This is a genomic window from Nonomuraea sp. CX421 (genome assembly GCF_059358955.1).
Genome location: NZ_JCADBK010000008.1, coordinates 69,934 through 82,463, shown reverse-complemented (window position 1 = coordinate 82,463; position 12,530 = coordinate 69,934). Strand labels below are relative to the sequence as shown.

The following is a 12,530-nucleotide window of genomic DNA, read 5'->3' as shown; positions in this document are numbered from 1 at the left end:
AGGCTAGCCGACCCGGCGACGGACCCGGGTCAAAGGCGGCAGGCGTAGATGTCGGTGACCAGGATGGCGCGCGCGCCGATGTCCCACAGCTGGTCCATCACCTGCTGGTGCCCCTTGCGGCGGACCATGGCGCGGACGGCGACCCAGCCCTCGCGGTGCAGCGGGGAGACCGTGGGGCCCTCCATGCCGGGCGTGAGGGCGATGGCCTCCTCGATGCGCTCGGCGCGGATGTCGTAGTCCATCATGACGAAGTCGCGGGCGTGCACGACTCCCTGGAGGCGGCGCACCAGCTGGGCGACGCCGGGCGCCTCGGGCGCGCTCTGCTGCTTGATCAGCACGGCCTCCGAGCGCATGATCGGCTCGCCGAAGACCTCCAGGCCGACGTTGCGCAGCGTGGTGCCGGTCTCGACGACGTCGGCGATCGCGTCGGCCACGCCGAGCCTGATGGCGGTCTCGACGGCGCCGTCGAGCTTGATGACGCGCGCGTCGACGCCCGCGTCGGACAGGTATTTGTCGAGCAGCCCGGCGTAGGAGGTGGCGATGCGCCTGCCGTCGAGGTCCTTGACCGAGGTCATCTCGCCGGCCCCGCAGGCCAGCCGGAAGGTGGAGCCGCCGAAGCCGAGCGGCATGATCTCCTCGACGGGCGCGCCGGAGTCGATCAGCATGTCGCGGCCGGTGATGCCGGCGTCGAGGGTGCCCTCGCCGACGTAGACGGCGATGTCACGGGGGCGCAGGAAGAACAGCTCACAGCCGTTGTCGGCGTCGACGACGACGAGCTCCTTGCTGTCCTTTCGGGACCGGTAGCCGGCCTCCTTGAGGATGACCTGGGCGGCTTCGCTGAGCGCGCCCTTGTTGGGTACTGCCAGGCGGATCATGTGGATCGTGTCCTAAGTCTCGCGGGTCCGAACGGGTGGGACGAGGGCGGGCGCGGGCGCCCTAGAGATGCTTGTACACCTCGTCCAGCCCGATGCCCTTCGCGAGCATGAGCACCTGCACGTGGTAGAGGAGTTGCGAGATCTCCTCGGCGGCCCGGTCACTCGACTCGTGCTCGGCGGCCATCCAGCTCTCGGCGGCCTCCTCGACGACCTTCTTGCCGATGGCATGGACGCCGGCGTCGAGGGCGGCGACGGTGCCCGAGCCCGCGGGCCGGGTCTGCGCCTTCTCTGACAGCTCGGCGAACAGCTCTTCGAAGGTCTTCATGATCTCTCTCGTCGGTCGGCTGACGTGCATGACAAGCCTAGTCTGCGCGCGCGGGTCGGATGGCCCGGTGTCCGCCACGCGAGACGCCGGGGGCCGGAACGGCGATGTTGACCATTCCCCTGCACTCCTTTATCGTTCACACGGTTAAATCATTCTATTAGAGTCATTTGAGCCGAATATGGAGACTTAGTGTCGACGGAAAGCCCCTTTCCGCATTCGCTCCGTACGCTCCTCTGGCCGGAAACTCTCCGGAATCCCGCCCCCGTCTATTCCGCCTGGCGCGAGACCGACCCCTTCTTCTGGTTTGACGAACTCGGCACCTGGGTGCTGACCCGCCACGCCGACTGCGCCGAGGTGCTCAGGCGGCTGGACCTGTTCTCCTCCGACTGGCGGCGGGTCGGCGAGCGGCTGCCCGACGAGCTGATCATGTTGCAGTCCGTCGACCCGCCCGACCACCCGCCCGTTCGGCGGCTGCTCGCGGCCGCCTACCGGGCCCAGGACCACGCCGCGCTGGCCGGGCGCACGGCCGAGCGGGTACGACGCCGCCTGGCCGGGCTGGGCGGGGCCGAGGTGGAGTTCGTGCACGAGGTGGCCATCCCGCTCACCGTGGAGACGATCTGCGACCTGCTGGGCGTGGACCCGCCCGATCTCGACTGGCTCACCTCCGTCTCCCCGTCGGTCGTCGACACCATGGACGGCGGGCTGCGCCCCGAGGTGATGCCCGCGGGGATCGCCGCGCGGGCGGAGATCGACGCGGTCATCGCCCACTGGATGACCGACCACCGTCCGGATGGCATGTTCGCATTTGTCGCCGAAAAACTGCGCACCGTGGACGTCGACCGAAGGCTCCTGCTGAATTCGCTGCGCTCGACTTTCCACGCGGGCTTCGAATCGTCGGCCCGGTTACTCGCCCTCTCACTACTCGCGTTCATCGATAATCCTGACACTCTCCAGGATTTCCCGGAAAATCCGGATTCCGGGGTAGAGGAGCTGATCCGTTACACCAGCCAGGTCCAGGTGCTCGCCCGCGCCTGCCTGACCGACACCGAGATCGGCGGCCGCAAGGTGCGCGAGGGAGAGGGCGTGACACTGATCATCGGCGCCGCCAACCGCGACCCGGCCGTCTTTGCCGACCCCGACGCCCTGCGGCTGGACCGCGCCCACAACCCGCACCTCGGCTTCGGCCGCGGCCTGCACGCCTGCCTCGGCGCCGGTGTCGCCTCGGCGCAGACCCGGGCGCTCTTCACCGAACTCGCCCGCGCCGGACACACCGTCCGTCCGCACGCCGCCCCGGTGATGTGGGACAGCGGAACCCTGCGCGGCGTGCGAAGCCTGCCGGTCACGTTCGCCCAGGAGGTGGTCCCATGCGCTACGTCTACTGACCGATAGTCGCCGTGGCCGGCCAGGCCACGGCGAACCGGCGCCTCCCCCTCCCCCGAGGAGCTCGATGACCCATCCGACGGGCGCGCGGGGCCGCTATCGCGACGCCCTCGCCGTGCCCGAGTTCCGGACCCTCTTCCTCTCACACGTGCTCTGCATGCTGGGCACGATCGTGACCCAGTTCGCCCTGACCGTGCTGGTCTACCGCCAGAGCGGCTCTCCCCTGCTGGCCGCCCTGGTGTTCACCGTCGCGTTCGTCCCCTACCTGTTCGGCGGGGTGCTGCTGTCCGCGCTGGTCGACCGGGTGGCGATCCGCCGGCTGCTGGTGGGCTGCAACCTGCTGACCGCCGCCCTCGCCGCCGCCATGACCCTGCCCGGGCTGCCGGTCGCCGTCGTGCTGGTCCTGGCCCTCGGCATGGGCCTGGTGGCCCCGGTCTTCGCGGGGGCGCGGGCCGCGATGCTGCCGCGCGTCCTCGACGGTGACGTCTACATCGCCGCCCGCAGCCTGTTCCGGCTGGTCGCGCAGGGCGCGCAGGTGAGCGGCTTCGCCCTCGGCGGGCTGCTGCTCATCGTGCTGACGCCGCGCGCCGCCCTCGTGATCAACACCGGCGCCTTCCTGCTGTCGGCGGCGCTGCTCGCCGCCGGGCTCACGGCCCGCCCGGCGGTCTCCGCTCCCGGGACTCAGTCTCTGGTGGGCGACTCGCTGACCGGCCTGGGCAGGATCTTCCGGCAGGTACGGCTGCGCCGTGTCCTCGTGTTCGGCTGGGCCGTGCCCGCTCTCGGGGTGGCGCCCGAGGCGCTGGCCGCGCCGTACGCCGATCTGGCCGGGTTCGGCACGGCCGGGCTGGGGCTGCTCATGTCGGCGCTGCCGATCGGCACGGTCCTGGGCGAGCTGCTGTGCCTGTGGCTTCCCTCTCCCGCCCGCCGGCTGCGGCTCATCGCGCCGCTGGCACTGCTCGTGTTCCTGCCGCAGCTGCTGTTCGGACTGCGGCCGGGCCTGCCGTCGGCGATCGCGCTGCTCGTCCTGTCGGGCATCGGGCTCGCCCACCACCTCGGCCTGGACCAGTTGCTCGTGGACGTCGCCCCCGAGGAGCTGCTCGGCAGGGCGCTGAGTGTCCAGACGGCCGGTCTGATGTTCTGGCAGGGTGTCGGATTCGCCGTGGCCGGCGCCGCCGCCCAGTTCGCCGCGCCCTCGCTCGTCATCACGGTGACCGCCGCGCTGGGCCTCGCCCTGGTGCCGTTCCTGCGTCCGCGCCGGGATGACCTCGCGAACGGCGACGCCCGCCGTACCGCTCCATAGCGGAGAGGTACGGCGGGCCTCGTCGGTTGTGCCGGGCGGTCAGCGGCCGTAGCGGCGCTCGCCCTGACCGGAACGGTAGCCACCGTTGCCACGGCCGTCGGCGCGGGGGCCGCCGGACCGGTAGCCGTCACGGGAACGGTCGTCGGACCGGCCGCCCCGCTCGCGGTCGGCCGAGAACGGGCGGCCACGGTCACCGGCGGCGCGGGGGGCGCGGTCGTCCGACCGGAAACCGCCGCGGGAGCCGCCGTCGTCGGGCCGGGTGCCACGCGGGCCACGGTCGTCGGAGCGGAAGCCGCCACCGCGCGGGCCGTCGTCGGAGCGGAACCCGCCGGCACGGGGGCCGCGGTCGTCGGACCGGTAGCCGCCACGGGGGCGGTCGTCGCCACCGGAGCGGCGCTCGCCGAAGGTACGCGGCTCGGCGGCGTCGGTGTGGCGACGGTGGTAGCGGTCCTCGCCGTCGTGGCGGCGGGGACGCCGGTCGTCGCCCGAGCCGACGGCCGGGCGGTCGCCGTCCTCGTGGCGGCGCGGACGGCGGTCGCCGTCGAAGTCACGGCGCGGACGCCGGCCGCGACGCTCGGCGCCGTTGTGGCCGCCCTCGCGACGCGGGCGCAGCGGCTTGCGGACGTCGGGCTCCCAGACGGGGATGGCCTCGCCGCTCGGCTGGCGGGCACCCGCCAGCTCGGCGAGCCTGGGGTGACCCGGGGAGGCCTTGAGGCGGAACGGCTGGATGCCGGCGCGCCGGGTGAGCTGGTCGGTCGAGCGGCGCTCGTTGGGCAGCACCAGCGTGACGACGGTGCCCTTCTCGCCGGCGCGGGCCGTGCGGCCGCCGCGGTGCAGGTAGCTCTTGTGGTCCTGCGGTGGGTCGACGTGCAGCACCAGGCTGATGTTGTCGACGTGGATGCCGCGGGCGGCGACGTCGGTGCAGACGAGCACGTTGACGGAGCCCTCGCGGAACTCGGCCAGGATGCGGGTGCGCTGGTTCTGGCGCTTGCCGCCGTGCAGGCCGCCCGACTTGACGCCGACCCTGGCGAGCTGCTTGCACAGGCGGTCGACGCCGTGCTGGGTGCGGACGAAGATGATCGTCCGGCCCTCGCGGTTGGCGATCTCGGCGGTGATGTCGAACTTGTCGTCGCGCGTCACCTGGAGCACGTGGTGCTCCATGGTGTCGACCGGGGAGGTCGCGGGGGCGACGGAGTGCGTGATCGGGTCCTTGAGGAAGCGGCGCACGAGCTTGTCGACGTCGCCGTCGAGCGTGGCCGAGAACAGCAGCCGCTGCCCGTCGGCCGGCGTCTGCGCGAGCAACTCGGTCACGACAGGGAAGAAGCCGAGGTCGCACATGTGGTCGGCCTCGTCGATGACGCTGACCTCGATGTCGGACAGCGAGCACTCACCCTGGCGGATGAGGTCGCCGAGCCGGCCCGGCGTGGCGATGACGATGTCGACGCCGCGGCGCAGGGCCTCGATCTGCTTGCCCATGGACATGCCGCCCACGATGACCTTCATGCGCAGGCCCAGGCCGCGGCCGAGCGGCTCAAGGGCGTCGTGCACCTGCAGGGCGAGCTCGCGGGTGGGGACGAGGATCATGGCGCGGGGGTGGCCGGGGGCCGGCCGGGTGCCGGCGATGCGGGCCATGGTCGGCAGGCCGAAGGCGAGCGTCTTGCCGGAGCCGGTCTGGCCGCGGCCGAGCACGTCGGCGCCGGCCAGCACGTCGGGGATGGTCGCGCTCTGGATGGGGAACGGGCTGGCGATGCCCTGCTTGGCCAGCCCGGTGATGAGCGGCCTGGGCAGCCCCAGCAGCTCGAACTCGGACGGGCCCTGCTCGGGGGTGAGCTCGGGCAGGACAGCATCAAGCATGGTCACGAAAGTCGTGCCTTTCAGTCGAAGTGGCGCGTCACTTCTGCGAAAGGACGTGCCAGGACGTACGGCAGTGCCGTACTGCGTTACGTTCGCGGGAATTCGGACCCGCTGGGTGGGGACTGGCCCGAAATCGACGGGCCGTCTACGCGCACCCCATTGCCGGCCGCAGGCGGCGATAACGCACATTGGTGCGCCAGGTGCACGTGGTGCCAACGCGGGGAAAACACCATGTATTCCCCGGCTAGTCCGATTATCGGACTTTAGCACGCTGGCACGGCCGACGCCGAGGCGTCAGCCGTGCAGCAAAAGATCAGACGTTGAATCCTAGCATACGCAGCTGCTCACGACCCTCATCAGTGATCTTGTCCGGTCCCCACGGGGGCAGCCAGACCCAGTTGATCTTGACATCGGAGACCATACCGTCGAGCGCCGAGTGGGCCTGGTCCTCGATCACGTCGGTCAGCGGGCAGGCGGCGCTGGTCAGCGTCATGTCAATGGTCGCCACCGGCCGGCCGCCGTCGGACGGGTCAAGGTTGAGGCCGTAGATCAGCCCCAGATCGACCACGTTGATGCCCAGCTCGGGGTCGACGACATCCCTGAGCGCCTCCATGACCTCGTCGAGGCTGACGTCTCCGTCGACCCCGGTAGGCGTCTCCACCGGCTTGCTCATGACACCCTCCTCACAGCGCAGCACTCCTCACAACAGCGTCTTTGTACGCCATCCACGACAGCAGGGCGCACTTCACCCGCGCCGGGAACTTCGCCACGCCCGCGAAGGCCACCGCGTCGCCCAGCACGTCCTCGTCGGCCTCGACCTGCCCCCTGCCCTGCATGAGGCGGGTGAACTCGTCGACGACCGACAGCGTCTCCTCGACCGTCGAGCCGGTGGTCAGCTCGTGCAACACCGAGGCGGCCGCCTGGCTGATCGAGCAGCCCTGCCCATCGTAGGAGACGTCCTCGATGCGCCCGGCCGTGCCCACCCTGACCCGGAGCGTGATCTCGTCGCCGCAGGTCGGGTTGACGTGGTGAACCTCGGTGTCGTACGGCTCACGCAGCCCCCGGCCCTGCGGGTGCTTGTAGTGCTCCAGGATCAGCTCCTGGTACATCGACTCGCCGATCATGGCTATCCGAACACCTTCTGAACATGGAGGAGGCCGCGGACCAGGGCGTCGATCTCGCCCGTGGTGTTGTACAGATAGAACGACGCCCGGGTGGTCGCCGGTATTCCGAACCTGAGGTGCAGCGGGCGGGCACAGTGGTGGCCGACGCGCACCGCGATGCCGAACTCGTCGTCGAGGATCTGGCCGACGTCGTGGGGGTGGATCCCCTCCAGCGTGAACGCCAGGGTGCCGCCGCGCAGCTCAAGGGAGTCGGGCCCGATCAGCCGGAGCTCGGGCACCTCACGCAGGGCCTCCAGCGCGTACGCCGTCAGCGAGCGCTCGTGGGCCTCCACCGCCTCCATGCCGATCGCCTGGAGGTAGTCGACGGCCGCGCCGAGACCGATGGCCTCGACGATCGGCGGGGTGCCGGCCTCGAACTTGTGCGGGATCGGCGCGTAGGTCGAGTGGTCCATCCAGACCGCCTCGATCATCTCGCCGCCGCCCAGGAACGGGGGCATCGCGTCGAGCAGCTCGGCCCGGCCCCAGAGCACGCCGATGCCCGAGGGGCCGAGCATCTTGTGCCCCGTGAAGGCCACGAAGTCGACCCCCAGCTCGGCGACGTTCACCGGGTGGTGAGGCACCGACTGGGACGCGTCGAGCATCATCAGCGCGCCCACCTCGCGGACCCGCGCCAGCACGTCGGCGACCGGGTTGACGGTGCCGAGCACGTTGGACTGGTGGGCGATCGACACGATCTTCGTTCGCGCGGTGATCAGCTCCGGCAGGCCGGAGAGGTCGAGCCGGCCCTCGTCGGTCACGCCGAACCACCGCAGCGTCGCCCCGGTGCGCTGCGCGAGCAGCTGCCACGGCACGATGTTGGAGTGGTGCTCCATCTCGGAGATGACGATCTCGTCTCCGGGGCCGAGCGTGAAGCGGGGGTCGGCGTCGGCCGTGCCGCGCCAGAGATGCTGCCCGAAGGAGTAGGCGACGAGGTTGAGAGCCTCGGAGGCGTTCTTGGTGAAGATCACCTCGTCGCGCGACGGGGCGCCGACGAACGCGGCCACCTTGTCGCGCGCTCCCTCGTAGGCCTCGGTCGACTCCGCGCCGAGCACGTGCATCGCGCGCCCGACGTTGCTGTAGTGCATCGCCAGATGCTCACGGATGGTCTCGACGACCGCCGCGGGCTTCTGGGAGGAGTTGCCCGAGTCGAGGTAGACGAGCGGACGCCCGCCGGGCAGCTCGCGGGAGAGAATCGGGAAGTCCTTCCTGATCCTCTCCACGTCCAAGCTGGTGGGAGTCATGCACTCGCCTTCGTGTACTGCTCGTAGCCCTCGGCTTCGAGCTTCTCGGCCAGCTCGGGCCCGCCCTCCTCGACGATCCTGCCGCCGGCGAAGACGTGCACGAACTCCGGCGTCACGTATCGCAGGATGCGCGTGTAGTGGGTGATGAGCAGCACGCCCGTCTCACCCGAGGCGCGGAACCGGTTGATGCCCTCGGACACCACACGCAGCGCGTCGACGTCGAGACCGGAGTCGGTCTCGTCGAGCACCGCGATCTTCGGCTTGAGCAGCTCCAGCTGGAGGATCTCGTGGCGCTTCTTCTCGCCGCCGGAGAAGCCCTCGTTGAGGTTGCGCTGGGCGAAGGCCCCGTCGATGGACAGGGAGTCCATGCCGGCCTTGAGGTCCTTGGCGAACTGCCGCAGCTTGGGCGCCTCGCCGCGGATGGCGGTGACGGCCGAGCGCAGGAAGTTGGACACCGAGACGCCGGGCACCTCGACCGGATACTGCATGGCGAGGAACAGCCCGGCCCGGGCGCGCTCGTCGACCGACAGCGCGAGCAGGTCGACGCCGTCGAGCAGCACCTCGCCGCCGGTGATCGTGTACTTGGGGTGGCCGGCGATGGCGTAGGCGAGCGTGGACTTGCCGGAGCCGTTGGGACCCATGATGGCGTGGGTCTCGCCCGACTTCACGGTGAGGTTGACGCCGCGCAGGATTTCCTTGTCCTCGACGGCGACCTTCAGGTCACGGATCTCTAGGGTGGACATGTGCTTATGACTCCTTCGAGAGCGAGACGAGCACGTCATCGCCGTCGATCTTGACTGTGTAGACGTTCACGGATTTGGTGGCGGGCGGTCCGGTGGGCTTGCCCGAGCGGACATCGAAGCACGAGCCGTGCAGCCAGCACTCCAGGGTGCCGTCGTAGACCTCGCCCTCACTGAGCTTCACCTCGGCGTGAGAGCAGACGTCGTGCAGCGCGTAGACCTCGGCGCCCTTGCGGACCAGCGCGACGGGGGTCTCCCCCACCTCGACGCCGATCACCCCGCCGTCGGGGATGTCATCGATCTTGCATACCTTCTCGAGACTCATCGCGCCAGCTCCGCCTCCACCGCGCTCAACACGCGCTCGCGGAGCTCGTCGATCTGGATCTTCTCGATGAGCTGGCCGAGGAAGCCCCTGATGACCAGGCGCCGGGCCTCGTCGAAGGGGATGCCGCGGGCCTGGAGGTAGAAGATGTGCTCGTCGTCGAGGCGGCCCGACGTCGAGGCGTGCCCCGCGCCGGCCACCTCGCCGGTGAGGATCTCCAGGTTGGGCACCGAGTCGGCGCGGGCCCCGTCGGTGAGGATCAGGTTGCGGTTGAGCTCGTAGGTGTCGGTGCCCTCGGCGGCGACCCTGATGATCACGTCGCCGATCCAGACGGTGTGGGCGTCCTCGCCCTGCAGCGCGCCGCGGTAGTCGACGTTGCTCTTGCAGTTGGGGTGCGAGTGGTCGACGAGCAGGCGGTGCTCCAGATGCTGGCCCGCGTCGGCGAAGTAGACGCCCGACAGGTCGGCGTCGCCGCCGGGGCCGGTGTAGGAGACGCTGGGCGACAGTCGTACGAGGTCTCCGCCGAGCGTCACCGTGAAGCCGCGGAACGTCGCGTCCCTGGCCAGCTGGGCGTGGTGGTGGGAGACGTGCACGGCGTCGTCGGCCCAGTCCTGCAGGGTGACGACCTTGAGCGAGGCGCCGTCACCGACCACGAACTCGATGTTGTCGGCGTAGATCGCGCTGCCCTGGTGCTCGATGACGACCAGCGCCTCGGCGAGCGCCTCGACCTTGACCACGATGTGGCCGTAGGAGGCGCCGTCGACGCCGCCGCCCCGCACCTCGACGCGGATCGGCTCGGCGGGCACCGACTCCTTGGGCACGGTGACGACCAGCGCCTTCTCGAAGGCGTTGTACGCCTGCGCGCTGACCCGGTCGGCCGGCACGTAGGCCTGGCCGATCCGCGGGTCCTCGCGGCCCACCCACTCGGCGGTGACGCCGGCCGGCGTGTGGACCTGGACCAGCACCTGGCCGGTCACCTCCGCCTTGCCGTCGTGCAGGCCCCTCAGGCGGGAGAGCGGCGTGAAGCGCCACGCCTCCTCGCGCCCGGTCGGGACCTCGAAGTCGTCCAGGTCGTAGGACGCCTTCTCGTGCAGGGTCGACAAGGGCTTCTCGTTCAGGCCCATCAGCCGACGGCTCCTTCCATCTGCAGCTCGATCAGGCGGTTGAGCTCGAGGGCGTACTCCATGGGCAGCTCACGCGCGATCGGCTCCACGAAGCCGCGCACGATCATCGCCATCGCCTCGTCCTCGTCGAGCCCGCGGCTCATGAGGTAGAACAGCTGGTCCTCGCTGACCTTGGAGACCGTGGCCTCGTGGCCCATGCGCACGTCGTCCTCGCGGACGTCGACGTAGGGGTAGGTGTCGGAGCGGCTGATCTGGTCGACCAGGAGCGCGTCGCACTTGACCGTGCTGGCGCTGCCGTGGGCGCCCTCCTCGATCTGCACGAGACCGCGGTAGGAGGTGCGGCCGCCGCCACGGGCCACCGACTTGGAGATGACGCTGGAGCTCGTGTGCGGAGCCAGGTGCACCATCTTGGAGCCGGCGTCCTGGTGCTGGCCCTCGCCGGCGAAGGCGACGCTCAGCGTCTCGCCCTTGGCGTGCTCGCCCATCAGGTAGACGGCGGGGTACTTCATCGTGACCTTGGAGCCGATGTTGCCGTCGATCCACTCCATGGTCGCGCCCTCGTAGGCGACGGCGCGCTTGGTGACCAGGTTGTAGACGTTGTTGGACCAGTTCTGGATGGTCGTGTAGCGGCAGCGGGCGTTCTTCTTCACGATGATCTCGACGACCGCGGAGTGCAGCGAGTCGGACGAGTAGATCGGCGCCGTGCAGCCCTCGACGTAGTGGACGTAGCTGTTCTCGTCGACGATGATCAGGGTCCGCTCGAACTGGCCCATGTTCTCGGTGTTGATCCGGAAGTAGGCCTGCAGCGGGATCTCGACCTCGACGTTCGGCGGCACGTAGATGAACGAGCCACCCGACCACACGGAAGTGTTGAGCGCGGCGAACTTGTTGTCGCCGACCGGGATGACCGAGCCGAAGTACTCCTTGAAGAGCTCCTCGTGCTCCTTCAGGCCCGTGTCGGTGTCGACGAAGATGACGCCCTTCTCCTCGAGGTCCTCACGGATCTTGTGGTAGACGACCTCGGACTCGTACTGGGCGGCGACACCGGCCACGAGGCGCTGCTTCTCGGCCTCGGGGATGCCGAGCTTGTCGTAGGTGTTCTTGATGTCGGCGGGCAGCTCCTCCCAGGAAGCGGCCTGCTTCTCGGTCGAGCGCACGAAGTACTTGATGTTGTCGAAGTCGATGGCCGTGAGGTCGGAGCCCCAGGTCGGCAGCGGCTTCCTGTGGAACAAGCGGAGGCCCTTCAGGCGAAGGTCGAGCATCCACTCCGGCTCGTTCTTGAGTTCGGAGATGTTGCGGACGACTTCCTCGGACAGGCCACGCTTGGCCGCCGCCCCGGCGACATCCGAGTCGGACCAGCCGAACTTGTAATTCCCGAGGCCTTCCAGCTCCGGGCGGTCGGTGACAGTCACCTTCCGGTCTCCTTGCTCTTGTCTCTATGTGCGGAATGACCCAGCGATTGTGGGCTCACATGTGTCGTGCAGACCCCGTCGCCATGGGCGATGGTGGCCAGGCGCTGCACCGGCGTGCCGAGCAACTGCGCGAACGCCTCGGTCTCGGCCTCACACAGCTGCGGGAACTCCGCCGCCGCGTGCGCCACCGGGCAGTGATGCTGGCAGAGCTGGTCGCCGCCGGACTTGGCCTTGCTGGCCGAGGCGGCGTAGCCCTCCGCCGACAGCGCCTGCGCCAGCACCTGAACGCGCTGGTCGGCCGGCACCGTCCGCATGACCGGCTCCAGCCGCCTCAGCAGGCCGGAGACCTGCGAGCGGGCGAAGTCGGTCACGGCTTCGTGTCCCATGCGGTCGGCCAGGAACCGCAGCGCGCTCCCGGCCAGGTCGTCGTAGGCGTGCTCGAAGGCACTGCGGCCCGCGTCGGTGATGGCGAACAGCTTGGCCGGCCGCCCTCGCCCACGCTGGCCACGCGGTCGTACGGCGCGAGGCTCGATCATCCCGTCGGCCAGCAGCGCGTCGAGGTGGCGGCGCACGGCGGCGGGCGTGAGCCCGAGCCGCTCGCCCAACGCGGCGGCCGCGACGGGTCCGTGCTCCAGAATGAGCCGGGCGACGCGCGCGCGGGTGCCGCGCTCGCTGCCAGGCTCCATGGGCACGTAGCTCATCGGTCGCTCACCACTCCTCGTCCGCTCGGTGGGAGGCTCTGCGGCCCCGCACTTCGCGTACCGCGGTCGGACTCGCTCCCGTTTTTCACAACA

General features: G+C 69.9%; 13 protein-coding genes. 2 read left to right on the top strand and 11 right to left on the bottom strand.

All coding sequences use genetic code 11. The features are described from left to right. Positions 1 to 29: 29 nt before the first annotated feature. Complete coding sequence (hisG, locus tag AC5L3X_RS16965; RefSeq protein WP_189126890.1) at positions 30 to 875, bottom strand: ATP phosphoribosyltransferase; 846 nt, start codon at positions 873 to 875, stop codon at positions 30 to 32. A 61-nt stretch (positions 876 to 936) separates the two neighbouring features. Continuing rightward, positions 937 to 1,200, bottom strand: a complete 264-nt coding sequence (locus tag AC5L3X_RS16960) for a phosphoribosyl-ATP diphosphatase (RefSeq protein ID WP_189126889.1) — start codon at positions 1,198 to 1,200, stop codon at positions 937 to 939. A gap of 189 nt (positions 1,201 to 1,389) precedes the next feature. Here AC5L3X_RS16960 and AC5L3X_RS16955 point away from each other — a divergent pair, with 189 nt between their 5' ends. Continuing rightward, positions 1,390 to 2,589 (top strand): cytochrome P450, encoded by a 1,200-nt coding sequence (locus tag AC5L3X_RS16955; RefSeq protein WP_494857897.1) that lies wholly within the window; start codon positions 1,390 to 1,392, stop codon positions 2,587 to 2,589. Positions 2,590 to 2,647: 58 nt separating this feature from the next. After that, positions 2,648 to 3,880, top strand: coding sequence for an MFS transporter (locus AC5L3X_RS16950; RefSeq protein WP_494857895.1), 1,233 nt, complete (start codon positions 2,648 to 2,650; stop codon positions 3,878 to 3,880). Positions 3,881 to 3,919: 39 nt separating this feature from the next. Here AC5L3X_RS16950 and AC5L3X_RS16945 read toward each other — a convergent pair whose 3' ends face one another. The 9 genes from AC5L3X_RS16945 to AC5L3X_RS16905 form a co-directional block, all read right to left on the bottom strand. Continuing rightward, positions 3,920 to 5,734 (bottom strand): DEAD/DEAH box helicase, encoded by a 1,815-nt coding sequence (locus AC5L3X_RS16945; RefSeq protein WP_494857894.1) that lies wholly within the window; start codon positions 5,732 to 5,734, stop codon positions 3,920 to 3,922. Positions 5,735 to 6,047: 313 nt separating this feature from the next. After that, positions 6,048 to 6,407 (bottom strand): metal-sulfur cluster assembly factor, encoded by a 360-nt coding sequence (locus tag AC5L3X_RS16940; RefSeq protein WP_189126885.1) that lies wholly within the window; start codon positions 6,405 to 6,407, stop codon positions 6,048 to 6,050. Positions 6,408 to 6,417: 10 nt separating this feature from the next. Beyond that, a complete protein-coding gene (gene sufU / locus AC5L3X_RS16935; RefSeq protein WP_494857892.1) occupies positions 6,418 to 6,858 on the bottom strand; it encodes a Fe-S cluster assembly sulfur transfer protein SufU in 441 nt (146 codons plus the stop codon). A gap of 2 nt (positions 6,859 to 6,860) precedes the next feature. Further along, the gene (locus AC5L3X_RS16930; protein ID WP_494857891.1) at positions 6,861 to 8,138 is read right to left on the bottom strand and encodes a cysteine desulfurase; all 1,278 of its coding nucleotides are present in this window, start codon (positions 8,136 to 8,138) and stop codon (positions 6,861 to 6,863) included. Next, entirely contained in the window at positions 8,135 to 8,881 is a 747-nt protein-coding gene (gene sufC, locus AC5L3X_RS16925; RefSeq protein ID WP_494857889.1) for a Fe-S cluster assembly ATPase SufC, read from the bottom strand. Before sufC ends, AC5L3X_RS16930 begins: the two co-directional genes overlap by 4 nt. Positions 8,882 to 8,885: 4 nt before the next feature. Beyond that, positions 8,886 to 9,203: a non-heme iron oxygenase ferredoxin subunit gene (locus AC5L3X_RS16920; RefSeq protein WP_189126882.1), complete on the bottom strand. Its 318-nt coding sequence runs from the start codon at positions 9,201 to 9,203 to the stop codon at positions 8,886 to 8,888. After that, positions 9,200 to 10,324: a Fe-S cluster assembly protein SufD gene (gene sufD, locus AC5L3X_RS16915; protein ID WP_189126881.1), complete on the bottom strand. Its 1,125-nt coding sequence runs from the start codon at positions 10,322 to 10,324 to the stop codon at positions 9,200 to 9,202. The genes AC5L3X_RS16920 and sufD overlap by 4 nt, the downstream gene beginning before the upstream one ends. Then, a complete protein-coding gene (gene sufB / locus AC5L3X_RS16910; protein ID WP_189126880.1) occupies positions 10,324 to 11,736 on the bottom strand; it encodes a Fe-S cluster assembly protein SufB in 1,413 nt (470 codons plus the stop codon). Before sufB ends, sufD begins: the two co-directional genes overlap by 1 nt. Continuing rightward, on the bottom strand, positions 11,733 to 12,437 hold the full coding sequence (locus AC5L3X_RS16905; RefSeq protein WP_189126879.1) for a helix-turn-helix transcriptional regulator: 705 nt from the start codon (positions 12,435 to 12,437) through the stop codon (positions 11,733 to 11,735). The genes sufB and AC5L3X_RS16905 overlap by 4 nt, the downstream gene beginning before the upstream one ends. Positions 12,438 to 12,530: the final 93 nt, after the last annotated feature.